The 25900-nt window shown below is 62.7% G+C and carries 19 protein-coding genes and 2 pseudogenes; 14 read left to right on the top strand and 7 right to left on the bottom strand.

Features of this window, described 5'->3' with window-relative positions; genetic code table 11:
- Positions 1-78 precede the first annotated feature (78 nt).
- Genes ASG63_RS03415 through ASG63_RS03425 form a run of 3 tightly spaced genes read left to right on the top strand, consistent with a single transcriptional unit; the run spans position 79 to position 3448 of the window.
- Positions 79-1641: a recombinase family protein gene (locus ASG63_RS03415; protein WP_056212092.1), complete on the top strand. Its 1563-nt coding sequence runs from the start codon at positions 79-81 to the stop codon at positions 1639-1641.
- Complete coding sequence (locus ASG63_RS03420) at positions 1638-2537, top strand: plasmid partitioning protein RepB C-terminal domain-containing protein (protein ID WP_056212095.1); 900 nt, start codon at positions 1638-1640, stop codon at positions 2535-2537. The genes ASG63_RS03415 and ASG63_RS03420 overlap by 4 nt, the downstream gene beginning before the upstream one ends.
- Complete coding sequence (locus tag ASG63_RS03425) at positions 2534-3448, top strand: plasmid partitioning protein RepB C-terminal domain-containing protein (protein WP_056212097.1); 915 nt, start codon at positions 2534-2536, stop codon at positions 3446-3448. The genes ASG63_RS03420 and ASG63_RS03425 overlap by 4 nt, the downstream gene beginning before the upstream one ends.
- Positions 3449-3558: 110 nt before the next feature.
- On the opposite strand, the gene ASG63_RS03430 is transcribed toward ASG63_RS03425, so the two are convergent.
- The 5 genes from ASG63_RS03430 to ASG63_RS26310 all read right to left on the bottom strand — a co-directional run bounded on the left by ASG63_RS03430 (position 3559) and on the right by ASG63_RS26310 (position 8985).
- Positions 3559-4572, bottom strand: coding sequence for a DNA-binding protein (locus tag ASG63_RS03430; protein ID WP_056212098.1), 1014 nt, complete (start codon positions 4570-4572; stop codon positions 3559-3561).
- A 158-nt stretch (positions 4573-4730) separates the two neighbouring features.
- The gene (locus ASG63_RS03435) at positions 4731-7598 is read right to left on the bottom strand and encodes a TrlF family AAA-like ATPase (protein ID WP_056212100.1); all 2868 of its coding nucleotides are present in this window, start codon (positions 7596-7598) and stop codon (positions 4731-4733) included.
- A gap of 447 nt (positions 7599-8045) precedes the next feature.
- Positions 8046-8216, bottom strand: a complete 171-nt coding sequence (locus tag ASG63_RS24930; RefSeq protein ID WP_156394054.1) for a hypothetical protein — start codon at positions 8214-8216, stop codon at positions 8046-8048.
- Positions 8217-8247: 31 nt separating this feature from the next.
- On the bottom strand, positions 8248-8754 hold the full coding sequence (locus ASG63_RS26305) for a hypothetical protein (RefSeq protein ID WP_244479800.1): 507 nt from the start codon (positions 8752-8754) through the stop codon (positions 8248-8250).
- Between the two features lie 45 nt (positions 8755-8799).
- A complete protein-coding gene (locus ASG63_RS26310) occupies positions 8800-8985 on the bottom strand; it encodes a hypothetical protein (RefSeq protein WP_244479801.1) in 186 nt (61 codons plus the stop codon).
- Between the two features lie 453 nt (positions 8986-9438).
- Here ASG63_RS26310 and ASG63_RS03450 point away from each other — a divergent pair, with 453 nt between their 5' ends.
- The 10 genes from ASG63_RS03450 (at position 9439) to ASG63_RS03485 (ending at position 23250) form a co-directional block, all read left to right on the top strand.
- The gene (locus ASG63_RS03450; protein WP_056212105.1) at positions 9439-9990 is read left to right on the top strand and encodes a metallophosphoesterase; all 552 of its coding nucleotides are present in this window, start codon (positions 9439-9441) and stop codon (positions 9988-9990) included.
- On the top strand, positions 9987-10379 hold the full coding sequence (locus tag ASG63_RS26315; RefSeq protein WP_244479803.1) for a metallophosphoesterase family protein: 393 nt from the start codon (positions 9987-9989) through the stop codon (positions 10377-10379). Before ASG63_RS03450 ends, ASG63_RS26315 begins: the two co-directional genes overlap by 4 nt.
- Before the next feature lie 108 nt (positions 10380-10487).
- Positions 10488-10670 (top strand): hypothetical protein, encoded by a 183-nt coding sequence (locus ASG63_RS26320; protein WP_244479804.1) that lies wholly within the window; start codon positions 10488-10490, stop codon positions 10668-10670.
- 301 nt (positions 10671-10971) lie between these two features.
- The gene (locus ASG63_RS24935; RefSeq protein ID WP_200957524.1) at positions 10972-11580 is read left to right on the top strand and encodes a hypothetical protein; all 609 of its coding nucleotides are present in this window, start codon (positions 10972-10974) and stop codon (positions 11578-11580) included.
- A complete protein-coding gene (locus ASG63_RS03460) occupies positions 11577-12497 on the top strand; it encodes a Kiwa anti-phage protein KwaB-like domain-containing protein (protein WP_056212106.1) in 921 nt (306 codons plus the stop codon). The genes ASG63_RS24935 and ASG63_RS03460 overlap by 4 nt, the downstream gene beginning before the upstream one ends.
- A gap of 751 nt (positions 12498-13248) precedes the next feature.
- Positions 13249-15216: an AAA family ATPase gene (locus ASG63_RS03465; protein ID WP_056212109.1), complete on the top strand. Its 1968-nt coding sequence runs from the start codon at positions 13249-13251 to the stop codon at positions 15214-15216.
- A complete protein-coding gene (locus ASG63_RS03470; protein WP_056212111.1) occupies positions 15209-15451 on the top strand; it encodes a hypothetical protein in 243 nt (80 codons plus the stop codon). The genes ASG63_RS03465 and ASG63_RS03470 overlap by 8 nt, the downstream gene beginning before the upstream one ends.
- A gap of 1694 nt (positions 15452-17145) precedes the next feature.
- Positions 17146-18642 carry a hypothetical protein gene (locus ASG63_RS24940; RefSeq protein ID WP_156394055.1) on the top strand — a complete coding sequence of 499 codons (1497 nt, stop codon included), beginning with the start codon at positions 17146-17148 and terminating at the stop codon, positions 18640-18642.
- Positions 18643-19088: 446 nt separating this feature from the next.
- On the top strand, positions 19089-21110 hold the full coding sequence (locus ASG63_RS03480; protein WP_156394056.1) for a hypothetical protein: 2022 nt from the start codon (positions 19089-19091) through the stop codon (positions 21108-21110).
- Positions 21111-21837: 727 nt separating this feature from the next.
- On the top strand, positions 21838-23250 hold the full coding sequence (locus ASG63_RS03485; RefSeq protein WP_056212117.1) for a hypothetical protein: 1413 nt from the start codon (positions 21838-21840) through the stop codon (positions 23248-23250).
- 348 nt (positions 23251-23598) lie between these two features.
- Here the strand turns inward: ASG63_RS03485 and ASG63_RS23945 are convergent.
- Positions 23599-24032, bottom strand: a pseudogene (locus ASG63_RS23945) (transposase); the annotation flags it as partial.
- Positions 24033-24080: 48 nt separating this feature from the next.
- Between ASG63_RS23945 and ASG63_RS03490 the strand changes: the two are divergent.
- On the top strand, positions 24081-25115 hold the full coding sequence (locus ASG63_RS03490; protein WP_056212119.1) for an IS110 family transposase: 1035 nt from the start codon (positions 24081-24083) through the stop codon (positions 25113-25115).
- Positions 25116-25374: 259 nt separating this feature from the next.
- Here the strand turns inward: ASG63_RS03490 and ASG63_RS03495 are convergent.
- Positions 25375-25835 (bottom strand): annotated as a pseudogene (locus tag ASG63_RS03495) (helix-turn-helix domain-containing protein); the annotation flags it as partial.
- Positions 25836-25900 lie beyond the last annotated feature (65 nt).

The raw sequence follows: 25900 nt of genomic DNA on the forward strand, positions 1-25900 counted from the left end.
CCTCCGCACGCTCATGTTGCGGGCAAGAGACTGGACCCGATGGATGGGCCGTCGCGATCAGCCTTCGGACGTAGTGGCATGGATCCTGGGGGACCGAGGGGCGAGACGGAGACCGGTGGCTCCGCCAGGGCGGTGGCCTATGTCAGGATGTCGACCGATCCCCAACAGTTTTCCATCGAGAACCAGCTCGCCGAAATCCAGCGGTATGCCGACCTGCGCGGCTTCGAGATCATCAGGGTCTACGAGGATGCGGGGCGCAGCGGGCTCACGATCGGCGGCCGCGAGGGCCTCACGCGCCTGATGGCGGACGTCGCCTCGGGAGAGGCGGAGTTCGTCGCCATCCTGGCTTATGACATCAGCCGCTGGGGCCGGTTCCAAGACGCCGACGAGAGCGCCCACTACGAATTTCTGTGCTCGCGTGCCGGCATCCAAGTCCACTATTGCGCCGAGCAGTTCGACAACGACGGGACGACGAGTTCCGTTTTGCTCAAGGCGGTCAAGCGCGTCATGGCGCGGGAGCACAGCCGCGAGCTGTCAGTCAAGGTTTTCGCTGGCCAGTGCCGACTCGTCGAGAAAGGGTTCCGTCAAGGGGGAATGGCCGGCTTCGGGCTTCGCAGGCGCTTGGTGGACGAGCCGGGGGCATCGAAGGGCGAGCTCGGGCTCGGCCAGCGCAAGAGTCTTCAGACCGACCGGGTGATCCTCGTGCCAGGTCCCGACGAGGAAGTCTGCACGGTCAGGCGAATGTACCGGATGTTCGTCGATGAGGGTCGAGCCGAGGCGGAGATTGCGACGTCGCTGAACCGCGAAGGTGTGAGGACGGACAGCGGGCATCCGTGGTCGCGGGCTACGGTCCACGAAGTGCTAACGAACGAGAAGTACATCGGGCACAACGTTTTCAACCGGCGCTCCTTCAAGCTTAAGCAACACCGGGTTGCGAACCCTCCGGAGATCTGGGTGCGCGCGCCGGATGTATTCGTGCCCCTGGTCGAGAAGGACCTGTTCGAGCAGGCCCGCATCATCATCGAGGCCCGTAGCCGCAGATATGACGATGCCAAACTCCTCGACTTGCTGCGGGGACTACTTCAGGCTGAAGGTGCACTGTCCGGTTTGGTTATCGACGAACGCGAGGAGATGCCGTCGAGCAGTGTATACCGTCGCCGCTTCGGCAGCTTGCTCCGCGCCTACGAGCTCATCGGCTACAGGCCCGACCACGACTACCGCTACATTGAGGTCAACCGGACCCTGCGCAGGATGCACCCCGACGTTCTCGATGCGGTGATGTGGGGTATCCGCGGTGTCGGCGGTAGCGTTGAGCGCGACCGCGTCACGGACCTTCTCACCGTCAATACCGAGTTCACCGCTTCGGTCGTAATCGCGCGCTGCCGCGAGACGCCAGCGGGCTCGCTTCGGTGGCGCATTCGGCTCGACGCCCTGCTGATGCCCGACATCACGGTCGTGATGCGGATGGACGTCGGGAACCGTGCCGTTCTCGACCATTATCTCCTGCCGCGGCTGGACATGAGCGGCCCAGGGCTTCGGCTCGCCGAGCGGAATGGCCTCTCCCTTGATGTCTATCGTTTCGAGACACTGGACGGCTTCTTCGCTCTTTCCGCCCGCGCACCTTTCGAGGAGGCCGCATGACGAATTCCTCCAAGCGCAGCGTCCGTATGATCCCGGTGGACAGGATCACGGTGCTGAACCCCAGGGTTCGGGACCGACGCAAATTCCGCGAGATCGTGGAAAGCATTTCCCTGGTTGGCTTGAAGCGCCCGGTAACGGTGACGCCGCTTCCGGACCTCGATGGGATGCCATCGTTTGGCCTCGTCTGCGGTCAGGGGCGCCTCGAAGCCTGCATTCAGCTTGGGCAAACGGAAGTCGCAGCCATCGTCATTAAGGCGAACGAACGCGACTGCCTCGTCATGAGCATCGTGGAGAATTGCGCCCGGCGCCAGCATCGCCCCATCGACCTTCTTCACGATGTTTCAGCCCTGAGGAAGCGCGGGTACTGCGACGGGGAGATCGCGAAGAAAATCGGTTGCACCCAGCAGTGGGTCAACATGGTGGTCGGCCTCATCGAACGTGGCGAGGAGCGCCTCCTCACCGCTGTCGAAACCGGTGTCCTACCCGTCAGCGTGGCGGTCGAGATCTCTCGGACGGACGAAGAAGGCGAACAAGCCTTGCTCGCGCAGGCCTATTCGGAACGCAAGCTCTCAGGCGGCAAGCTGGCGAAAGTCCGGCGCTTGCTCGAAGCGCGTCGCCAGAGAGGCCGTGGCCTCCTCAAGAGCGCCTATGGGCGGAAGGACGGCGCCAAGCGCCCGATGTCTACGGACGCGCTGCTACGGATGTATCACCAGGAAGCGGACAAGCAGAGGCTGCTCGTCAAGAAAGCCGAGGTCACCCAGACGAAGCTGCTCTTCACGGTCGAGGCCCTCAAGGTGCTGAGGTCCGACGCGACCTTCGTCGACCTGCTGCGTGCCGAGGGGTTGGCCACCATGCCGCTCGACCTTCACAACCGATTGATTGCGAGGCCGTCATGAGCGACATCGTTCCAGTTCACCCGTTGACCCTTGCGTTCGAGACCGAGTTGGTGACGTTGCCCCTGGCGTCGCTGCTGCCCGTCAAGAGCCTTCGGCCCACGATGAAGGCCAGCCAGAAATATCTGCAGATCGCCGCGTCCATCCGCGAAATCGGCCTCGTCGAACCGCCCGTGGTTGCTCGCGACAGTAGGATGCCAGGTGTCTACCTTCTTCTCGACGGTCATCTGCGCGTCGAGGTTCTGAAGGAGCTCGGCCAGTCGGAGGTGGAATGCCTGGTCTCCACCGACGACGAGGCCTTCACCTACAATCGCCGCATCAACCGCCTCTCCGCCGTGCAGGAAAGGGCGATGATCGTCAGGGCCATGGATAGGGGCGTGCCCGCCGAACGTATCGCGACGGCCCTCTGCATCCATCCGGTGAGCGTTCAGCGACGGGTGCGCATGCTCGACGGAATCTGCGACGAGGCCGTTTCTTTGCTGAAGGACAAGCCGTGCCCCATCGCCGTGTTCGAACTCATGCAGAAGATGCGGCCCCTTCGCCAAATCGAAGCCGCGGAGCTGCTGGTCGGGGCGCACAACTACTCAGTGAATTATGCCTCGGCGATCCTGGCCACCACGCCGCAATCCGGGCTTGTTGACGGAAACGAACGCAAGAAGGTGAAAGGCGTAACGCCGGAAACGTTGGCTCGAATGGAGCGCGAACTCGCCAAACTGCAAGAATCCGTCACTGCGGTCCAAGAAACCTTCGGAAGGGACACGTTGGAACTGACGGTGGTCCGAGGTTACCTTGCGAAACTGCTCAGCAATGGACGGGTCGTGCGATACCTCGTCCAGCACCGTCCTGAATTCCTCGACGAGTTCCAAGCCATAACCGACGCCAAGGCCGTTCTGCCGGTGGGAGAGGCTGCCTGATCCCCCCGGGCGACCGATGGTGTCGAGCGGGGTCCCAGCGCCGGCCGGGGCCGAGAGCATCAAGCATTAGCCGTAACGTAACGTCGCCGGGTATCGTTACGACCGATCCGTTACGCCGCCACTGCCTTCATCAAGTCGCTGAGGTCGAAGCGACCGTCCTCTAACTCGACGAAGTACGGATCGTCCTTGCGCTCCGCGCGAACACGCATCTTCTCGGCCAACATTCCCGGTTTCATCACTTCGAACCGCCGCGCGGTCTCAATGGTGTTGGGCGCGAGTTCCCCGAGGATTTCTGCCGCCGCCATTGGGCGTCCGGTCCGTCGGACGATGCCGATGACCTCCCGCATGACGAGGCGCCAAAACCGCGTCGCCTCGGCTTTGGAAGTGGGTGGCTCCTCCGTTGCGTCCTGCGGCTCGCTGGCGACGAAGCGTCCGTCGTCGATGCGGATCCCCTCGCCGGCATTGGCCATCCGGCGGAGATGGAAGCCCAGCCAGCCGGCGAAGAGGGGCAATCCGACCTGTACGGAGCGGCGACGGATCTCGACGGGCAACGCATCCAGGATTTCCGGCTCCCACATGGGACCCCGCCGGCCAAGCAATTCACGGACTTCGGTGCCGATGCGTGTCCAAAGGGCGTCCGCTTCCCCGGAGGGACCAGGGCGCGTGATCACGGTCTCGACCGCCGAGGCCTCGCCCCCGGTCGTGCCCTCCAATCCCGTCAAGGCCCGTAGATATGCCACTTCCGCTTGTAGGTCTTGGACACGCTCCAAGAGTTGACCGACCATGGCCCCGGCCTCGGCGGTTTCCGCCTCGTATGCCCGCCGCCTCGTGTCGGCGTTGACCCGTTCGGCATCCCGCGCCGCCGATTGCTCGGCTCGTACGTGGGCGAGGATCTCGGCGCCTATGTCGAGCAGCCTGACCTTGAGCCCCGACGGTAAGTCATGGGTCTCGACCTCCGGCTGGTAGTCGACCTCCGCCCGCCACTCGGCGACCACGGCGGCCATGGCGTTGTAGGACCCCTTGCGACCGAGTTCGTCGTACACCGCACGGGTGGAGACCCGGAAACCGGCATCCCTCAAGCGCCCCGCGATGGATTTGATCTTCTGTCGGTCCTCGTCCGTCATGGCTTGCCTGCACCAACGCCTTCCCGGCGATCATGCCGGAGCGTCGATGAAAAGATCGTCACCCTCAGCATGTCCAGGGTCCTCGCGGCTTGGCATACCTCGACCGCCGCCCCTTCGACCGTCAGTTGCCCGTATCCCTGCGCGAGGATTGGTCGGACCTATCTTTGTGCTCCCTCGACACCGTACTTCCGTGCACGGAGGTCGAAGGCATCCAAGCCACCTTCCATGATCCGCGTGACAGCTTGGCGGACGGCGGGGGTCTCGATGGCGCCGTCGCTTTCGACACGCACGTGCGTCGTTCCTTCCGGCGCCCGATCCTCCGCGATGGTGGACACCATGGTGACGACCTTGTCCGCGTCGCCGTTCACGACGAGGTTCGCGTTGTGGGTCGCGAAGATGATCTGCCGGGCCGTCTTGGACGTCCGAATTCGTTCCACGATGCGCATGATAACTCGGTTGTCGAGGTCGTCCTCCGGTTGGTCGACGATGAGCGTTCCCGCTTCCTGTCGCAGCAGCAATTCGAGGAGCGCGGATGCCTGCTGCCCGGGGGATGCGCGCGCGAACCCGATCTTCTGGCCGTCGCTGACGTAGGTCAGCACGATGGAATCCCTCGGTACGGCCGAGAGCATGACTTCGACGCTTTGGTCGCTCAAACGAGCGTAGAGCCGGTTCGCCTGGTTGTCGGTGAGCCGCTCCTGGCCCCCGAACACCAGGGTTTTCAATTCCGCCATGGCCTCAACGCCCGGCTCGGTCGGGCTGCCGGCCATGATCCTGTCGCGGTAGACCTTGAGCAGGGCGTCGCACAAGGCCGTCCAGCCCTGGCCACCGTCCCGGCACGTCGCCACCACCCAATCGGAACAGCTCCGGTCGGAGTTGCGGATCATCGATCCTTCCATCCAGGCACAGAGCGATTGGATGCACTCGACGGGCCGGCGATCCTTCGAAACCCGCGCGAGAAGGGTGCCAGCCGATTTCAACGCGACCTCATCGGCGGCGCGTGCGAGCAGGGTCCGACGGTCGACTACGAGCTGCGCCAGCCTCTGTCGCGCGTCGATTAGGATGGCCGGCGCGGCGTGGGTCATGTTGAAGCGTTCGGAGGCTCGCGCCTCCTGGGCTTCCATTTCCTCCAGCTGCCCGGCGAGAGCCTCCGCCTCCTTGATCAACGCGCCGTGGGCCACCTGACGCTCGCGCGCCTTGGCGTACCCTTCCTCGAAGGCCTGCCGGATGACCTGGAATTCGGCGCCGGCGGCATCACGGGCGGATGAAAGGTCGCTCAGGTCCCGCAGCACGGACCTTAGGCGGCCATCGATATTGCTTCGGACGGCTTTGAGGCGGATGTCGAGTTCCGCGAGGGGACCGAATTCGAGCGCGTCCCCATATCGCTCCTTGTCGACGACAAGGAGGGACTCCAGGATGGCGCCGATCCTGTCCCGGTCGTCGGCGATACGTCTTCCGACGTCGTCGAGGTAGTTTCGCCCGCGGCCATATCGCGGGGCTTCGCGGAGGATGGCCAGGTCGGCCTCCTGCACGCCGCCCTGAGCCATCCTGACCCGCGCGGCATCCAGCCTCCGCCGCATGTCGGCGACCCGTCCACGGGCACGGCCCAGCTCCAATTCCGCCTGCCAGTGTGCGGCCACATCCTGCAGGGCCGTCGTCACCTCGCGCTTCACGACGGCGATTTCGCCGTCGATGCGCCTTCTTTCCTCGATGACCTCGGCGGCCGCGATGCCGGTGATGTTTTCCGCCGCGGCCTCCGGATCGACCATCGTCGTCGAAAGCTCCTTTTGGTGGAATGCGCGAGCCGGGAACCGACGCTGCGCGTCGGCGACCGTGATCGGCTCGTCGTCGAGGCCGGGCGTCGTGACGACGATGGTCGCCGGATTGTCGCCGAATCTCTGCCAGCGCTCGCGAAGGCCGCCCCGGTCGAGCTCGACGGCGACCCAGCCCCCGCTGAGCGTTTCGTCGATGAGCGTGCGTTCGCGTTCGCGCGGCCTCCGCCCGGCCCTCTCCTCCGGAGCGAGGTCGATCTCGGACTTGCCGAGCCCGAAGCGCAGGAACTCCAGCACGGCGCTTTTGCCGGATCCTCGGCCGCCGATCAGGGCCGTGAACCCGTCGTTGACCAAAATCGAGAGGGGGGCCGGGCCCGTAATGGTCGATTGCACATCGATCCTCACGACCCTGTTCACCGGCAACTGCGGCGGCACGTAGACGATCCGCGCCTCGTCCGCGAGGAACGCCTGTCTCAAGGCCTCTATGGTCGGTTCGCCGAGGCGCACCCAGCAGTCGTGCACGCCGAGGCGGTCCCAGCCCGCGTTTCGGTTGTCACCGGTGGCCAGAATTGCGCGTCGACGGCGGCCCCACTCGTCGATCTTGCCATGTGCCTTGTCGAGCGTCGGCTGATCGAGGGTTGCATGGGGGCACTCGATGTAGACGCCGTCGCACGGCAGACGTGCGAAGCGAGGGGCATGGCCTTCGGCGTTCAGGGACTTGTGGGCATCGTCGCGACTAAAATGCGGAATCAACAGCATGCGCGGGGCGAGGATCTCGTCGACCGCGACCGCATCGAACAATGCTTCGACGCTTAAGCCGCAGTGCCGGATTTGTGCCGTCCTGTCGGCTTTCGCGTCGGTCTCGGTGACGGCGACGAGCTTGGCCAGGAGGCGGCGCCATTCGTCCGGTGTGGTGCCGGGTTCGAAGATCGCCAGGCACTGCACGTTGTCGGCGCAGGTGACCTCGATGCCTGGATAGATCACCGGCGCCGCATCCGCCGCTGCCCGCGCGGCCGCGTCGATGACATAGGGCAGGAACGCGACGTCGTGGTGGTCCGTGATCGCGACGGCCCCAAGCCCGCGCGCGATGGCCTCGGCAATGAAGGCGTCCGCCCAGGCTTGACGCCCAGCCTCGTTCGCAGGACTGCCACCAGCCAGGTTCGGAGAGCCGATCCAGCCCCTGTCGCGTGGCGTGTGGCACTGGAAATCGAGCTTTAGCCAAACCGCGCCGGGGTGATGGCCGATGGCATTTAGCATGCTGTGTCCGTCAGCTGAAGCGTCGCCTCCGGCGAGTAGCCGTCGTCAGTCACGCCAACAAGCCCACATCCACCGTCACGCCCACGAGAATAACGCCACCGTCACCGGCTGGGACAGGTCAGGCGGCCTTTCGTTCCACCTGTCCGGTGGCGAGGAGCGCATCTTCCCCCGTTCCGGCGGGCGGCCAATGAGCATCGAACACTTTCCGGGACAGCGGATCCCGTTTCGCCAGACGGTCGAGCGCGAAGAGGCATACGGGACCATCACAAACCCAATCAGTAGGAACCAAGCCACGAACGACATGACGAGGTAGCCACCCCACTGCGCTTTCTCCGCGTAGAAGGGGGATGCCTTGTTGTAGGAATCCTCCACCTCCGTCTTCATGCCGTACAGCAAGGCGGGGTTTTGGCCGCCCGACCCGGGTAGGTACAGATCCACGAATTGACCTTATGTCTCGCGGAAGAGGGCATTGATCTCGTTGTGCATCATGACCCTGCCAACGAAGGTCCTCTTGCCATTCGGCATGATGACCTTCACGCCGTGGTATGTGACGAAGTTGTCGCCCATATCGACAATGCCGAGTTCGATGACATGGGCGCCCATGTGCCAGTGAGCCATGAGATGCCTTTTCGTCGGAGCGGGACGAGTTTTAGAAATCGCCGTATTCGACGAAGGTGAACTTCGAATGGGCACCGCCCCCTCTCGCCATCACAGCACAGGAGTGCGGATCCCGGTGCGGGGCCGATCCCTTAAGGGTGATCGTCGACCCCTTCGACCAGCCAGCGACGGGGTACGGTGCGGACGCGCAGCCGGCCTTCAAGACGTAGGCGATGCCTTCGAATGACCCGTTCACTCGAACGGTGCCCCGGAACAGGAGCGTCACCTTCGACACGGATTTGCGAATGGAGGCCATGGGGACCTCGTACGTGATCGTCCCGGCTCGCTCGTCCACCAGCACTTGGCTGCCATTATGGAGGTACGTGACGCCCTGGTAGCCAGCCGGCCGGGTCGGCACATCCAGGGAGGCGGATGATTGGCCCGGGGTGAGGTCGGGAAGCTTCGGGCCGGTTTTCACCGCACCGGTGTCGAGGTCGATCTCATGATGCTGCCTGCCGGTCAGGCAGCAGCGGGCGTCCCCCGGCAAGGCGGCAGCCATCGTGAAGCTCGCTCGGCCGTCCTCGAAGGACAGGCTCTCCGGTCCCTACCCCGTCACGCCCCGGATCTCGCGGACCAAGGCCCACGCTTCGCCGGTCCGCCGAATCTGCCCGATGGCCTGGTGGACGGTGTTGGCGACTTGCGGCGAGTAGAGGACGAAGACCAACGCGGTGGCGCCGTCGGAGCCGTAGAAGGTTCTCACCGCCGCCACGCGGTCGAGGCCGCATGCCACCTCGGCCCCCGTTCGGTCGGTGCAGGGCGTCCCACGGCCGGACGCGAACCAAGCCTCAATGGTGGTTTTCGCCGGTCACGATGGAACGCTCCCACTTTCCAGACGCGCCGGCTCGGCCGATGCGGCGGTCAGCGCCGCACCCAGGATCCACATGGAGCGACGCCAGGGTGTTCGGACGCCTAGCCCGTTGCTGGCCGGCAGCGACGGAAGTGAATGAGGCAGCCGAATGAGCCCGGGCTTCGGGTGGCGGAATATCCCGTCCTTCGCCGAAGCTCCCGCATCGAATTTTCGGGGTGTGGATGAGAGAGGCAAAGGCTTGCCTCTGACCAAAGCCCAGGCGATCACGGCCATCCAAAGGAATCATTAGCCATGAAACGCTTGCCGCCGCTTCCGACCGACTGACCCCGGAGAGCGACGCCGCGTGCCCAGCCTCCGCAACCGCGGGAGGCTTCGTTGACCCAAACTCTCTTCACCTCTGATACTCATTTCGGCCATAGGGGCATCCTGAGCCCTAGGATGCACATCCACCGGCGGTTCGCCTCGATCCAGGAGCACGACGAAGCCCTGGTCGCGCGTTGGAACGCCGTTGTTGGTCCGGAGGATACGGTCTGGCACCTGGGCGATTTCGCCTATCGCTGCTCCGAGGCCTATGCCAGGTCGATCTTCGCTCGCTTGAACGGCAGGAAGTCCCTGGTCCGGGGCAACCACGATCGCATCGGTGCGCGCCTGCCGTGGAACGGTCCGGCGACCGACGTGGCCCATGTCGTGGTCACGGACCCGACCACTGGGGTGCCTCAGGGCGTCTGGCTGAGCCATTACGCCCATACGGTCTGGCCGCGCATGCACCGCGGCGACATCCACCTCTTTGGCCATTCCCACGGCACCCTGCCGGGCACGGCGGCAAGCACCGATATCGGGGTCGATTGCTTTGACTTGGCGCCGGTGACGCTGGAGCGGATTCGTGAGCGCCTTGCCGAGAACACTGCCGCCGGAGAGCGGCCATGACCGTGCCAGCAGCGAACCGCCTGTGGATATGGTCGGACCTGCACCAGGAATGGCCCGAGAACGCCTGGGATCCTGGCGCGCACGCGCCACCGGACGGTTTCGACGTAGCGGTTGTCGCCGGGGACGTGAACATGCCGCTGCTGCGAGCCCTGGACTGGTTGGGCGAGCGCTTGCCCGGCGTGCCGATGATCTACGTACCGGGCAATCATGACTTCTGGTGGGACCGGGGCGACGAACGCTACACGATCCACTACCAGCTTGATCGAGGCCGGGAGCGGGCCGCCGCGCTCGGCATCCACCTCCTGCTCAATGACGTGGTCACACTGGGCGGTACGCGGTTCCTGGGAGGCACCTATGGACGGACTTCCGCTTGGGCTCGTTTAGCTTGACTCGTGGCTTCAGGAGCGACCAGGGGGCGCGGAGGCATGGTCGATTACCGCGGGATCCGCACAGGTCCGAGGTCGCGCGACCGCATCGAGCCCGAGGAAGTTTTCGCGATGCACCGGGCGACCAGGACCTTTCTGGAGGCGACTCTAGCCGTGGAGCATGCCGGCCCAACCGTTGTGGTGACCCATCACGCCCCGCACCCTGCAAGCCTTCGTTCCCGGGCCGAGGACCTTCAATGGTGCTACGCCTCCGACCTCTCGGACCTCATCCTGGACCGGGGGCCGGACCTGTAGGTCCACGGCCACATCCACCATGCCTCGGATTACGTGGTGGGGCCGACCCGCATCGTCTGCAATCCGCGCGGCCACGTCGAGGAGCGTTCGGGGTTCGTGCCTAATCTCGTCGTCGAGGTTGCCCGTTCCGAGGCCGAAGAGCAGCCTGTCGATCCACGACGGGGGCGGCTGGCGACCGTGACTGGAAACAGCCTCACAAGGTCGAAAATCGCTATCCCAGACACCATCTTAGGCGCTGGGGACGACACTTCGGACAGCCTGTCCGACGCTAAGTGTACAAGCCCGTCGAAAGCCGGCTGGCATGCAGCTCAGAATTCTTTTTGCGGTCGCGATCTACCTCGGGTCCTACCTTCCCCTGAGCGTGATCCTGCTTGCCCAGGACGTCGACGTCGAAGCCATGAAGCGGGGAATTTGTCCATTGGCGTCGATGGCTGCCATGGAATGCGCGAGTCCCCTGAAGAACCCAGTTTGGTCATTGTCCGCGGTCGTGATTTGCGCGGTCGGCATGCTTGCCACTTTCCTCGCGCTTCGCCGCCTGCCGACCCCCCACAGCGTGAAGGTGACGGAGAGCAAGCACATCCCCGCCGACCTGATCAATTACGTCATCCCCTATGTCGTCTCGTTCATCAGCCTCGAATACGACCAACCGACGAAGCTGATCGGGTTCGGCGTGTTCTTGGGTTGGATCTTCTGGATCACCTACAAATCCGGTCAGATCGCACTCAATCCAGTCCTGGCCGTGTTCGGCTGGAAGTTGTTCGAGGTCAAATACATATACGGCGCCGGCGTGCGGATTTTCGTGGGACGAGTTCTCTCTAAGGTCGATATCGAGCCGGAGCGGAGCTACCCTCAAGGCAGCCTGCAGGACGTGATGGTCGTAAGGACCGAGGGGGAGAGTGCCGGGGGATGACCACGCTTACGGACCTGAAGGCGTTCGACCTTACGAAAGCGGAAGTATCGGTGTGGGTGTTCAAGACCTCTCCGGCAGAGGGAGGACTCCCTAAATTCTCGGGGCGGTGGGTGTCCATCACGGATGAGCTCGGAACGAGGCTGAGAGGTGCGGTCGGCTCATGCGTCGCGCCGATCGCGGAAACCATCGAGTACGACATACTTGCGCAGAACAACGAGGCAAGCGCCCTCACCCTTCAGGCGGATGAGACGCACGCACACCTGATCACGGCTGCGGTCGCCGAGCCCACGCCGGCCCGTAAGGTCCGAGGCCCGCAGGATCTGGCCAACAGCGTTTTCTGCGTGGCCAAGTTCGTTCACGAGGGCAGGACGCTCCTGGCGGTGCGCAAAACCGACGGGTCTTGGTCGACCAGGAAGACGACCGGCTTCATCAGGATGATCTTCTCCGATGAGGAACTGGATCTCGACGAGGAGCCGGTCTTCACGATCCGTCCCGACTTCGACTTCTTCGTTCTCGACGACCGGGTCTTCGTCAGGTGCAAGCCCCGCTTTGAGTCCGTGCTGTCCTACAAGGCGGGCCACGAGGTCGCCTTCGCGACGCTCAAGCAGGAACCGGCGTTCGCGAACATCTTCTCCGATCTCGCACCCCTGGATGAGTATGTTGGGACGAACAAGATCCATCTCCGCCGTGCGGTCGCAATCCAGCAGAAGGGGCACTACAAGGATCCAGAGTTCATGAAGCGGCTGCTTGCGGAACACGCGAGCATGAACCTAGCGCTCACCTTTGATGACGACGGGCGGATCGTCCCCACCGTCGAGAGCGGCCGCGCCATCTTCCAGGCTCTCCTGAACCACCGCCTAGACTCGCGCCTGACCCTGGAGATGTTCGATGTCCCCAGCACCGAGCGGGTGCGCTGACGGACGGCCTTCAGCGGCAATCGAGCATCATTCGATGAATTCGGGGGAGCACTGATTGAGGTGGCGCCGACGTTGGTAATGCCGCAGTGGCGTCGATTTCCTCGTTCGTTTTCAAGAAATCTTGCGGTTGCCCGTTTCAGCACTGATGGATCGCCGCGAAGCTCTCGGATTGAAGTCCAGGCGCCGCAGACGTGGGTACCGGCGGCAATGGTGGCCGTCCTGGACGAGCAATGCGGGACGCGGTGGGTAAAGCATGGCGCTACGCGTTATACCGCATAGTTTGCAGGCGTGCCTGCTCTCGAATGGCTACGTCGGGCAGTCACCTCTCAAGGCTCATGAACGACTGGGGATCTTAGAAACGGCTATCCCCGATTAACCATTGTCCACAGTCGTCCCCAGAACTCATTTTTTGAGTACTTGCATTCCGGCACGATCAGCTGCACCTGGGCTTCATGTTCGCGCTCGATAAATGCACGTCGGACCGGACGGGGTTTCCCGCGCCGGCGCAAGCTGATTCCCCCTCCCGCGGATAGCTCGCGCCCTTGCGCGTGCCCGGGAGGCCTCTTTGACGGACCCCTCCCGATGACACGAACCAACCCTCCCCTTCGAAAACCGGTTGCCGGAACTCCGGCCAGGCATAGCCCGGTCGCATCCCACTCCAGGCGCGACATGCGCCGTCCCAATCCCATTTTTCGCGACGGTTGACCCGGTGCCGTGAGTGCGCCCGGCTGCCTCGCGTCCAGAGGCAGCCATGACCTACGACATCGCCGAAGACTTCCTCGCCGATCCCGAGGACGGCCAACACGAGACCATCCCGGCGGAGACCCTCATCCCGCCCGACAGGTCGTTGGGCCGCCACCTTCTACGGGCGGCGATGACCACCGCCCAGTTCCGTCGCTTCCGGCACTCGCCCGGCCTGTGCGTCGTCATCGAGGCCCCTACCCCCGCCTGGGTCGCTCCGCTGCGGGCCGCTGCCAATGCCTTGGCGGACTGGCAGCGCACGGAGGGGCGAGACGGGACCACCCGCCACGCCAGAAAGCCGCAGGAGGGCGAGGATGAATTCGCCAGGCTCCTGGCCGCTGGGCTTCGCGTCGTGGCGGTGAGCCACGCGCCCCAGCGTTTCCTACCGCCGTCCCTCGTTGCCGGCGCGGACATGCGGATCCGGGTCGGCCATCCCACGCCCGCGGTCATCCGCAAGGCCATCCGCGATGCCACCGGCAGCAAGCCCAGGGCGGCTTCCGAGAAGCTCGGCGTCGGCCTCGACTTCTTTGACCTGATCAGCGCCATCCGGGTCGGAAGCGACGTGCGCACCTGCATCCGGCGCCTGGAGGCGGCATCGGTCAGCCTGAGTGTGGTCTCCCGGTTCGGTTCCGACGTTCCCGACCTGCATATCCTCAGCGGCTACGATGATGCGATGGCATGGTCGTCGCGCCTCGTGGAGGACGTCGAGGCTTGGCGCCGGGGAGACATCGCAGACTTCTCAACAATTGACCGCCAAGTCGTGTTTGCAGGACCTCCTGGTACCGGCAAGACAACGCTTGTTACATCCATCGCAAAGGCAACTAATTTACCATTAATAACAACCAGTGTTGCCAGATGGTTCATCGACGGCAGCAGCTACATTGACGGAGTCCTCAAGCAGGCGGAGGCCGTTTTCGCCAAGGCGTCCGATGCGGCACCGGCCATCCTGTTTCTCGATGAGTGCGATGCTATCCCCAATCGCGCGACGGTCGGGTCTCGAAACGCCGACTATTGGGCCCCCATTGTAGGGTTCATCCTCCAATTCCTGGATGGCGTATCATCCAGCGGCCCGTCTTCGGCCAACCTCGTCATCATAGGCGCTACGAATTTCCCGGACTCCCTCGATCCAGCATTGGTCCGCCCTGGCAGGCTATCCCGCATCATTCGGATCAAGCCGCCTGACGAGAGCGCCATCCCCGGCATCCTTCGCCAGCACCTGGGCGCGGATCTCGCCGATACCGACTTGACCGGCATCGCGGGTCTCGCCGCCGGCGCCACGGGCGCGGTCCTTGCCGGATGGGTCAAGTCCGCAAGGCGCCAAGCCAGGGTCGCCAAGCGGCCTATGACCATCGCCGACCTTCGGGCCGAGATCCTGGCGCCGGACACCCGCTCACCCGGTTCCTTGTGGCGATGCGCCGTCCACGAAATCTCCCACGCGCTGGTCGCCCACCTGGAAGGAGCGGGCGAGATCAAGTCGGTCTCGATCCTTACCGACGGCGCCCATGGTGGCAGCATGGTCGCCTCCTACCCCAGGGGAGAGGTCACCCGCACGCGCGGCGACATCGAGAGGCTTATCACCACCGCCCTGGCCGGACGGGCGGGCGAGATGGTATTCGGCCTTGAGGCTTCGACCGGCGCCCATTCCGATCTTGAGTTCGCGACGAACATGGCGGCGGCCGTCCACGCCTCGTACGGCATGGGGGAAAGCCTAGCCCAGCGCCGCCATGCCGATAAGGCGGCCTCACTCATAGATGAAGACGCACAATTCCGGCGCCTCGTTGAGGTATCGCTGAAGGCCAGCGCCGCTCGTGCCGCCGAGATCGTTTCCCGTCACCGTGGCCTGATCGAGACCTTGGCAACCGCGTTGGTCGAGATGCGCCGTATCGACGGCGTCGATTTCAGACGGCGCGTCGAAGCCTACGGCCGAAACCATACCGACCTGACCAGGGTCAATGACGGGGGATCGTGCCATGGATGAAGCTGTCCTCGCCCTTTTGGGAACTTTGGTCGAGGTTAGGACCGAGCTTGGCTCTGAAGTCTACATGGCCGCCGTGGACCGCGCGAGGCTTGCCATTGCCGCCGAGGTGATGGTCGAGGCCGAGCGTAGGGTGCTCGCAAAGCGCACCAAGGCTCTTCGCCGCCATGACCATGAAGGGGGCATCCTGCTGTTTCCTACCCCGCCGCGGATGATGGAGCGTAGCGATGCTGAATGATGGATGCCTCGTCTACGAGGGCTGGGATGAGGACAACGCGGTCAGGAATGGCGACGCCTCGAAAATGGAAACATTCCGTTAACTCGACATCATCAATTTTATGTACACTTTCGTCTCTAATTTACCAAGTAACCACGTTGTCCGGGGTGGCAGATTTCCGTCCTGGACTGCGAACGAAAACTCTGGGCATATGATCTTCATGAGCAATGTCACGCAACAGCAGGCTGCCGCGATGCGGGCCTATCGTCTGGCTGGAACCAAAGCCTAAGGTCGTTGCGGACCTTCGGCTTGGATCCCTGGCCGACATAAGCCTCTCACGCCGGTCATCTCTGGCCAGGCACTTCGCTTAAAGTGCGATCCGGGAGGCTTCCATGCTCTCATTCAACCGAACCTACCTGCACCTTGATGCAGCGACGCCAGTCGGCTGAACACCGCGTTCCGCCGCCAGAAGATTTGCGCTCGCCCGCGAGGAACGCCTCCTGGCGTCTCGCGCCTTCACGACCGGAGACCACCATGCCTGCTTTTCAGATCATGCGTCGCCCGAAAGGTCGTCGCTCCCACACCGTTCGCTGCAACCGCCCGTCGTCGCTAAACGCGACGGGTCCCCCAGGATCGGGAGAGTATTCCGATGAAGAACGCCGAACACTTCAGCTGCGCTTCTAGACCGGTCAGGAACTCATTCGGGCCCTATAAGGGTCTCGGGGCAATATTGCTCCCCGATATTCCTACGTTAAGTGGCGTGGAGTCTAACGTCCGTCCCTTTCATCGAGGCACTCGCGCCAGCAGACTTGATGCAACCGCTTTCGTGATTGCACTCATTGACGCTGCGTTTCTGGATGCTTGCGGCCCTGCCGCTTCAGACTCGGGATTGACCATCGAAGATCTTGGGAGCCTCTCCCAGGATGACGACAACGCAGATCAGGCACCTTGGGACCTGAAATGCCGTCCGGATCCTCGCTAACCCAGCCGACGCAGTAGTTCGAACTGCGCGTCGATCCGGACGTCCGCCCTCCCTACAGGGCAATCCCGAGGTTTACAGCATGAACCAGTTCAATGAATGCGCAGCCGAAAAGGTGCGTCAATGCGAAGTCGCATCCGAAATTAAGAGTGATATCGACGTCACATCAACTGTACGAAAGGTCACTCTTACTGAGCTTGCTCATAAGCTTGACCTCACGTTTTGGCAGCATGCGCCCTCGGGCGGAAACGACTTCATTGTCGTAAGCGCAGTGGCATGCCTGGACCATGGAGGATCCCAATGAGCACCAAGCGCATCCCGCCCAGGGTCGCGGCGCGGCCGGATCCAAGCGACTGGAGGGAGGACGAACTCCTAACTCTACCGGAAGCGGCCGCGCTATTCTGGCCAGATGGCCCCCTCACCACGCACTCCTTGCGTGTTGCAGTTAGGGATGGGGCTTTGGCAGTCGCAATTGTTGCTGGGCGCCACCTTACCAATCGCCAAGCCATCATAGCAATGGGCGCCTGTCAGCCGCTCCGAGACCGCCAAATTGAGGCTGGCCAACAACCAGCCTCCTGAAAACTAGACGAAATACTCATGCCTGTATTTCGGATCTACCGAGACAACCGCCATGTCGAAGTAAAGGACATCCTGATGAAACGTAAATACAGATCATCAAACTATCCTGCAAATAACAATCTTTGTATAAGACGAGAACGTAGAAGGATTGCGTACCATGTCCAACACTCTTGCAGAATTCATGGCTCTTATTGCAGGTGCCGCTGGCAAGGAAATCCGTCTCAAGGCTGCCGAGATCGATCTCCCGAAGGCCCGCCGTGGACGGCCGCGGAAGCCCGTCCGCGTGCTGATCCGGAAGGACCGTGGAGGGAAGCACGGCATGGCCTACATGGCCGGCGATGGCCCCAAGCGGTCCCTCATGATCACGGGCGACAACATCGCGGCAGCCGAAGAAAGCGCTATGCTGCGCCGCATGGCAGCCGCACTGGGCTTATATGCCCCTCGAAGCGTACCGGTGGCGGTAATTTTCGAAGACTACAAGAAGTGGTCCGATCCTGGCGCAAAGGGCACCGTCGAACAGGTGCGTGACTACAATCAGATGTGTCGGCGCCTTACACGAGTGCTTGGCTGGCTGGACACAAAGCGAGGCACAAAGGGAGTTACTATTGGCGAGATAACGCCTGCCCTCTCCGAGGCTTATAATGCCGATATGCTGACTAAGCCTGCCCGAAAGGGTGGTTCGGGAAGCGCCCTAATGTCCGTTGGAAATACCCGTATGGATCTCAGCTTTGCTCGTGCGGCCGTGAACAACTACAAGTTTCGACATGCCGTGCCCATTGCTAATGGTTTTTGGGTTCCAGAGCGGGGGGAGCCTCGTCAAAATTGGCTGACGCGCGCGCAAGTCGCTCGGCTTCTCTGGGTCTGCCACCGCGGATACACCTGGAGCAAGGATCGCGAATGCTGGATTACGGAAACGGTTACCGACCCAGCGTCGGGCCGCATCACTATCCGACGCAAGGTCTCCGAAGATTTTGAGGACTTGACGGTCCGGGAGAGCTTTCGCCAAGCCGCCCGGGCGATCCTAGTTCTCTACTACACAGGCACTCGAAGCACGAGGGCGTGCAATCTGGTCTGGGATGAGCATCCTCACAAGGGGTGGATTGATCCTGACCGTGGCATCATCCGGCGTTCTGGCATGCGTGTAGGGAAGTTCGCTGGTCCCAAGCGTAAGCCGAAGCCAGCAGGGACGTCATTCATTCCAGGTGCGCTGAAGGACTTCACCCGACGTTGGCGCACAGAAGATCTTAAGAAGAAGCATATGCACGTCTTCCGGAAGGAGGACGGCACTGAGCATGACGCCGGCTCGCTGCTGAAGCTCATCAAGCTGGTGGGTTCACGCTGCGGTCTCGGAGACATTATCGTCCACGAGTTCCGCCACACCACAGTCACCCAGTGTCTTCGCGCTGGATGCTCCATTGCGGACACTGCGGCCTTCGTCGATATGTCCGAGCAGATGGTTCGGACCACCTACGGGCACATTGCCGAGGAGGCGACCAAGGCCGGAGCTCTCGCAATGGGCAACAGCAAGCACCAGCCGCGGTTTTCGTCGCGCGACCTCTCAGGCGACCGGCCGCGCAATCTGCTTACCCCTCAGGAAGCCATGGTGGCGAGCGCTCGCATCGAGGTTAAGGTTGGAGCGCGTGTGATGGCCTAAGATCCGGTCTTCCGGCTTCAAAAATTTGAATTGGCTTAGGGCCGGCGAGCAATCGCCGGCCTTTTTCGTTCCGGCACAGCACTCATGTAAACCATGGATCGCTTCAGTGCCCACCTATTGACAGGCCGTCCGAACTTCATAAGTCTACGTGGACCGCGACGCAGCGCGGACGGCCCACAACCCCCTTAACACCCGCCAGGAGCCAGGCGGGAGCGAGACGGGGGGCGGTTACGCCGGCAGCAGGACTCCCTGTCCTAAAGCCGGTACGCCTCGATCAGGCCTCATCCAAGCTGTTGCCGCCTTCGGTGACGCCGGTTCTGGCCGGTAAGCGGAAGGAGGATACGCCCGGACTTCACGTCCTTGGCCTCCCTCGGAAGACGACCTCCCGTGTCGCGACCGAGGCTTCGACGAGCTTCGAGCTCGGTCGCATTGCCAAGGAACTGATCATGACTGCCTCTTTCGATACTCACGTCATCCCGCGCCCTGTTGAGGCGCTTCCCGACTATGCCCATAGCAAGGCGCGCCAGACACTGGCCGACAAGCTGGTCGAGGCGTTTGGGCTTTCTCCAGCCGCCTCGCGGGCAATCGCGGATGCCGTCGTCAATCCGACTGCCGTGCGGAAGTCTATCGGCGACACGAGGGAGCCTGAGGCGGAGCGCATTGCTGTATCCGGCGGCACCCTTTTAGGCATCCGGACGTATGTCTGGGCTCGCAAGGTAATGCCGGACTCACGCAATCCTCGTATTCTGCCTGCCCGTCGGCACCCATTTGCTGTAGCTCCCGGCACTGGCAGCGAGGACAGCAAGTTCCGTCCCATCCCGGAGCCGCGGTCGCCTGATTACCTGTCGCCGACGGTTGCCGAACTTCGGGTCGACATTGAAAGCCGGCACCATCTGGATTGGGCCGCACAGCTGGCGGCGAAGTACGTTCTCAATGCCAACGATTGGCGCGACTCGATCCGTCTGCAGGGTGTGATGGAGGCTGTGACCCTTGTCGCCACCACCTACCATCCAGCAGACGGCACCGATCCAGTAACGGTTCCTGTCACTGCTGAGGGCTCCTCCCGCATTACAGCGGACCACAGCATCCTCGGCGTTCGCTCGGGCGATGTACCGTATGAAGACGAAGGTCCTGTGCGGGGAACGGTACGGCGCCTAAACAAGGCGTTGGAGGCCGGAGCGGAGCCCGAAGACTTGGTCGCGCTGCGCTGTGAGCGTATTCCGGCTTTGATCTTGGTTGGATTCGAGCCTTTCGCGGGAGGCACGACTACATTCCCGACCGCAGTTCGGAGTTACGTTGCGCTCCGTCACGTCGACCCACCGCAGCCCTGGGGTGCCGGTCCGGAGAACGAGTCGCTCGCGAACGAGGTGATGGACGAACTCTACCGTCGCAATCTAATTACTGCGACGCAACTCGCTTATTATGAAGGCTCAATCACTCGCGCCGAGGCGAAGGCTGCCCACCTCTCGGATGACCCAGCCGTACGGGCGGCGGAGATCGTCGGGCTTTTCGTGAACCCGGATGAAAGCTATCGCACCGCCATCAGGGTCGCTGTCACTAGTCAGTCGACCCGCAAGCGCGTCAATCAGCGCTTACTCAATGATCTAGCGGCTGCGCTTATCCTGCGGGCTCTCGCTGACGATCCGGATAAGGCTGATCAGGTGCGCCGCTATCTGCGGCACGCCTTCGGAAAGGCAGCCCACAACCAGTCGTGGAAGCCAACGGACCGCGGCACCGACGCGCTTGTGACGGCAGCCCTTGAAGAGGCTCGGCGTAACATCGCCGAAGGCAACGACGACGGGCCATCTCCCAATACCGTCGAGCTCGCGGTTCGTGCTGCCTATCCCCTGATCGTCCAGGGCCGGCTCAATGCCGACCGTGGCACTGCGAACAACGATCAGCCCGATCGTCGAACCCCTGCCGAGGTCTTGGAGGCTATGCGTCAGCGGCCACAGGGCATTCTGCAGCTAGGCCAAGCACTTCGTGACTACGCTGCTGAGGTCGCCATTCGGGCTGTCGGCCCCGACGGCACCGTGCTTCAGATGAGCGATGATAGGGGTGACCGGCTCGTCACGGATATCTATCTCCGCAATGAGTTCAGCCCCTCTGGACGGGCTCGGGCGCCACGGCCAGGTGATACCCCAGCTCACCGCTTCGACAATGCCGTAAGCGAGCTAGGGCTCGCGATGGAAGGGCTACGCAAGGCTCATGAGGCCGTCTCAAAGGTGCTTGGAGACGATGGGCGTCCGCTCGTCGAGGCTCAAGGTGTCGACACACGGGACGTTCGGGAGTGGCGTGATCTCCTCGGTGCGGTAGAGGACGATCTCCTAATTTGGAGTCGCAAGTACCGTGAGGTGATGGGAAAGCCCGGGACCGAGCGACGCGATCCGGAGGTAGATGCTCCGGAAGCGCAGGACGATCCGACTGCTGACTGGGACCGCGACCAAGACCAGCAAGCTGCTGAATAGTGACGTTGCCGGCACGGGAGTGACCCCGTGCCGGTATACCTTGGGGAGAAGCAGGGGCATGAGATACCACATCTGCATGCTGTTTGAGCAACCGTCGCTCTAGCTGCAGCCGCCTGATGTGCAGTGATGCTCACAAGGGCAGTGAATTTTGGAACCATTACGGTACCAAAAACCGCTATCGCAGAGGGGAAATCGTCTCAAAAAATTGGAGGTCGGGATTTCATGCGCGGTCGGCTTCCCTAGGGAAGCAGCTGTTTTGGGTCCGTTTCGTGCTGCCTAATCAGGTCGTTTCAGGCCTCATCGGCTGAATTTCGCATACCATTTTCACTCCGCCTTGGGAGCCTTGAGGGGCCGACCTCAATTAGCTTGGCCGTTCGGGCGACAGCTTCCGACCCGAGGTCGCGTTTGATGCCCACTAGAAGGCGCGGTACTTTGCCTGGACGGCTCTCGGCGGATGGTGTCCGGCATCATCCCGGGCCGAGCGGGGCCACCTGTTCGTCACATCAGAACAGGTGAGAACTGACTTAGCTGCATCCGTGCCACCTCCGCGCGGGGCAGGGCGATAGCTGAGGCCTCTCAGGGACTTGCCTGGAACCTCCGCGGTGGATGGTTCTGAAATGGTTTTCGAACTCAATCCCGCGGTCGTCGGGTTCGTCTGCGGCCGCGTACCGTCGCATCCTCCCGACGGGCACGCACTTCGGTGTCTCGGGGGTCGAGGTAGGCGACTATGAGCCACTATGACCTGTTTGAGCGACCGGGCTGGAAGGCGCGGTCGGTGCTGGTAGTGGCACCCTACGTCGAGAAAACGTTCTTTCAACGCTTGGTGAAGGACCTCGCTCCCGGCATGTTGACCGTCGTTATCGACGATGGATGCCGCCCGGAGGACGTCAAGATGATCCGGGCGCTGCGCTCCAAGGGCCAACAGGTCCAGGTGGCGCTCGGCGGGGCGTCGGGGCTCGTGCACGCGAAGGTGTTCCATATCGAGTGGGAGACGCCCGGCGGTAAGAGCGCGCACTCGTTCGTTTACGGCTCCGGGAACGCCACCCGACAGGCATTTGACGGCGGCATCAACTCCGAGCTGCTGTGCAGAGCCTGGCTGACCGCCACGCACCACAAACCTATCTTGAAGTGGCTGCGTGCCGTCAGGAGGGCAGTGACCGATGTTGCGGATGGTCACGCCAAGGTCCAGGAGATACCGAACATCACGCTGGCGGACGGTATTATCGTGCGGCTGCCCACCATCGTGGTCAAGGACGCGACGTCGAAGGCTGACAACTTCGACCTTTGGCTGCAGCGGGGCCGTTTGGCCGCGACCTTCCGTCCCGATCCTTCCTTCCTACGCGTGCACATCGACTTGCATGCAGACCTTCCACCCGGGACGTTGGAGCAAATCGTACTTAATGTCGGGTTCGAGACCCAGCGGACCCGAAGGCTCAGCATACCGTATCTGCAGACCGCCGGAGCTATCGACGGCGGTACCGAAGGCAGCGGACACTGGCGGAGCCGCTATTTTGCCCTGACTCAACTGAGCGACTGGTGCTCGGCGGCCTGTCACGCTGAACGTAAGCATCTTTTTCGGAAAGCTGGCCACGTGGGGCGAGCCCGTACCCTCACGCTCTTGGCTGGGCTGAAGGATCCCAGCCGACGAAATCGGGTCCGGGCTCGATACCTTGGCCGTGTCGAAGGACTTTGGGGGGCGTTGGGCACGGAGGCGAAAATTTATTTGTCCTCAAACGGAAGCCATGTCGACTTGAAGCACTATGGCCGACAATTCGAGAAGCGGGTTGACTACGACCTCAAGAGAGCCGCCGACGACGAGTTCCGGACCCAGTTCATCGATGGTGTCGAGATCATCGACGTGCCGCGTTTTCGCGTCGACACCCGTGCCTGGAACGCCTTTGCCGAGAGCTTCACAAGGCAACTACACATGGAGAACATCAAGCGAAGAAGCGTTTCGCTGATCTACCAGCGAACAAACGCCGCGCTTTCCAAACGTGTGGAGAACCCGTTTGATGATCCTCGCCGTACGGTCAAGTTATTGCGCAAACACTGGAACGACTTGATCGAAGACAAAGATGGCAAGTTGATCACGGTGGGGGCGTACATCGACCGCTACCATGACATCGTAGGAGATGACTGAAGTAGTAGTATAGGCCTCTCCAGCTTTGAGCCGATCGGGTAGCTTTTCATCGACCAATACAGGTCCCTCCATCTGATCGTGCACAAATTCTATTGTCTCCCCTTTGAGGCGCCATTTGGCCATACGGTCGTACCGCACCTTTTAAGGTAGGTATGCCTGATTGCTATGACCTGTGATTCGTCGGTGATCAAACTGCGTAAATAGAAAGATGGCATTCATTGTTCGAGAATAATGCGTATCAATGGATATTTGATGGCAGCAAGAGAAAGTAAATTAAACAGTCAGAATGGCATTCTGCATTCGCATGCGCCACTCTCAGAACGCTAACGTAATACCAATCCTCACTGATCAGAACGCATGGGCCCATCGGCGCAGTCCGATGGACATGAGGCGCCAGGGTTGGGCGATGATTTTGTTCCAGGCATCGCAGCAGTGATCGACCTGGTGGTGTGCCAGCCGGCTTGATCGAGCAGGAGGACGGCGTGGGCGCCAGGAGCCACGGTCGCCGAAATCTCTTCGAGATGATGGGCCATCGCTGACGTGGTGCAGCGGGGCATGACCAAGCCTGCCCCGACGCCCCGGGCCGGGCAGATCGCCCCGAAGATGTAGGCCGAGGCCGTGCGCTGGTCCTTGGGGGCCGAGGGTCGCGTTCCGCCCTTGGCCCAGCGTYGGGTCAGGGTGTTCTTCTGGCCGACACGGGCCTCGTCACAGAACCAGACTTCTACCGGCTTGCCGCCGACAGCCTGCGCGATGTCCGCCAGACGGTCGGGGAAGTCTTTCCGCCCCTCACGTCCTAACGGTACGCTGTCGGCGACAGCAGGAGAGGACCGATGATCAAGACACCCATCGCAGTGCTCGGGATCGACCTGGGCAAGTACACCTGCAGCTTGGCGGGATTGGATATAAATGGGGCCATCGTGCTTCGGCGCCGCATGACGCGCGAGGCCGTGATTGCCTTCGCGGCGAGCTTGCCGACCTGCATCGTCGCGATGGAAGCGTGCTGCGGCGCGCACTTCCTCGGTCGCACGCTCGCTGCACAGGGCCACACGATCCGGCTGATGTCGCCCGAGTACGTCCAGCCCTACGTCAAGGCGCAGAAGACCGATGACCGCGATGCGGAGGCGATTGCCGAAGCCGCGACACGACCGACCATGCGGTTCGTCTCGCTCAAGAGCGAGACGCAGTTGGACCTGCAGGTCCTGCATCGAGCCCGCGAACGCCTCGTGGTTGCACGCACCAGCTTGATCAATCAGCTACGCGCGGTGCTTCTGGAGCGTGGCATCGTTCTGCCGAAGGGCCGCCTCGTCCTGATGCGTCGCTTGCGAGAGATCGGGATGGACGAGCTGCCCGTAAGCGGTCGAACCCGCAGGCTGATCGAGGATCTCTGCGAAGAAGCATCGGCCCTGGACGAGCGAATCAGAGCCTATGATGAGGAGTTTGCCGACCTGACGCGCACCGATGAGCAGGCGCGACGCCTCAGCAGTATCCCCGGCGTCGGCATAATCAACGCGACCGCTCTCCTTGCTGCGGTCGGCGACGCAAGTGCGTTTTCCAAAGCTCGGGATCTGGCGGCCTGGCTCGGTCTGACCCCGCGTCAGCATTCGACAGGCGGTCGGACAAAGATGCTGGGCATTAGCAAGCGCGGAAATCGCTATCTGCGCAAGCAGCTCATCCATGGGGCTTGCGCCGCGATGCCCCATCTGGCCGCCAAACCGACACCGCTCGGGGTTTGGTTGCAAGGTTTGCTCGCACGCTCTCACCCGAACGTGGTCGTGGTGGCACTGGCCGCCAAGCTGGCCCGCATCGTGTGGGCGCTACTGCGTCGAAAACAAGCTTTCGATCAGGGCGCGCTCGCGACGGCCTGATCGCACATCGACAGCGACCGGCGCTTCCAGCCGGAGTTGAAGCAGTCTGCGTGAGGTGACGGACAGATGGCATAACGGTCGAACCGGCGTCGTGGTGATCCTGGTTTTAAATGCGGTGCGGGACACCGCAGGCTTTATGAGGACCCGAGGCGCGCGGATATCCATCTTGGCCAGGACACGGTCCTGAGACCGGATACGTTGATGCAGACCGCATCGCCATCAAAACGCATCTTGCAGACGGGGCGGGCCATACGTTTAAAGCCGCGGCGCCCGGATCCTGGGCGTGATGGCGCGGGCGGGCCGAGAGCTTGSSGTAGCCCATGGCCCGCAAGACCCGGCTCAAGGTCTGCTCGGAGACCGACACGCCGTGATCCTCGGACAGGATTTGGGCCAGATCGCACAACCGCCACCCGGCGTCGGTCCCTGTTCGACCAGCGCCTTGAGGACATCGCGCTGGTCGGCGTTCAGGCGCGGACGGGCCCCGGGGGCCTTGCCATCGATCAGCCCGTCCGGTCCATCGGCGTTGAAGGCCACGACCCAGTCGCGCACCGTTTGCAGCCCGACCCCGCCGATCTCGGCCGCCTCCGAGCGCAGACCACCCGCGGCGATCACCGACAGCGCCAACAGGCGGCGGGTCTGCGCCGGATCACGCGACCCCTTGGCCAGACCGCGCAAGGCTTGCGCATCGAAGTCCGATCGCAGCGGCACCGGAGCAGCCATCGCATCCTCCTCAGGCTCCAAACCCAGGAATGAATCACGACCGAGATGCCGACGCTACCCCGCGT

This window comes from Methylobacterium sp. Leaf94, from assembly GCF_001426045.1.
GTDB lineage: Bacteria > Pseudomonadota > Alphaproteobacteria > Rhizobiales > Beijerinckiaceae > Methylobacterium.

Coding starts and splice junctions, on each gene's coding strand:
- ASG63_RS03460 (WP_056212106.1), top strand. CDS start 11,577: ATGACCACGCTTACGGACCTGAAGGCGTTCGACCTTACGAAAGCGGAA.
- ASG63_RS26320 (WP_244479804.1), top strand. CDS start 10,488: ATGCACCGGGCGACCAGGACCTTTCTGGAGGCGACTCTAGCCGTGGAG.
- ASG63_RS03435 (WP_056212100.1), bottom strand. CDS start 7,598: ATGCTAAATGCCATCGGCCATCACCCCGGCGCGGTTTGGCTAAAGCTC.
- ASG63_RS03485 (WP_056212117.1), top strand. CDS start 21,838: ATGAGCCACTATGACCTGTTTGAGCGACCGGGCTGGAAGGCGCGGTCG.
- ASG63_RS26305 (WP_244479800.1), bottom strand. CDS start 8,754: ATGGCTGCCGCCTTGCCGGGGGACGCCCGCTGCTGCCTGACCGGCAGG.
- ASG63_RS03420 (WP_056212095.1), top strand. CDS start 1,638: ATGACGAATTCCTCCAAGCGCAGCGTCCGTATGATCCCGGTGGACAGG.
- ASG63_RS24930 (WP_156394054.1), bottom strand. CDS start 8,216: ATGGCTCACTGGCACATGGGCGCCCATGTCATCGAACTCGGCATTGTC.
- ASG63_RS03465 (WP_056212109.1), top strand. CDS start 13,249: ATGACCTACGACATCGCCGAAGACTTCCTCGCCGATCCCGAGGACGGC.
- ASG63_RS03490 (WP_056212119.1), top strand. CDS start 24,081: ATGATCAAGACACCCATCGCAGTGCTCGGGATCGACCTGGGCAAGTAC.
- ASG63_RS03425 (WP_056212097.1), top strand. CDS start 2,534: ATGAGCGACATCGTTCCAGTTCACCCGTTGACCCTTGCGTTCGAGACC.
- ASG63_RS24935 (WP_200957524.1), top strand. CDS start 10,972: ATGCAGCTCAGAATTCTTTTTGCGGTCGCGATCTACCTCGGGTCCTAC.
- ASG63_RS03470 (WP_056212111.1), top strand. CDS start 15,209: ATGGATGAAGCTGTCCTCGCCCTTTTGGGAACTTTGGTCGAGGTTAGG.
- ASG63_RS24940 (WP_156394055.1), top strand. CDS start 17,146: ATGTCCAACACTCTTGCAGAATTCATGGCTCTTATTGCAGGTGCCGCT.
- ASG63_RS03415 (WP_056212092.1), top strand. CDS start 79: ATGGATCCTGGGGGACCGAGGGGCGAGACGGAGACCGGTGGCTCCGCC.
- ASG63_RS03480 (WP_156394056.1), top strand. CDS start 19,089: ATGACTGCCTCTTTCGATACTCACGTCATCCCGCGCCCTGTTGAGGCG.
- ASG63_RS03430 (WP_056212098.1), bottom strand. CDS start 4,572: ATGACGGACGAGGACCGACAGAAGATCAAATCCATCGCGGGGCGCTTG.
- ASG63_RS26315 (WP_244479803.1), top strand. CDS start 9,987: ATGACCGTGCCAGCAGCGAACCGCCTGTGGATATGGTCGGACCTGCAC.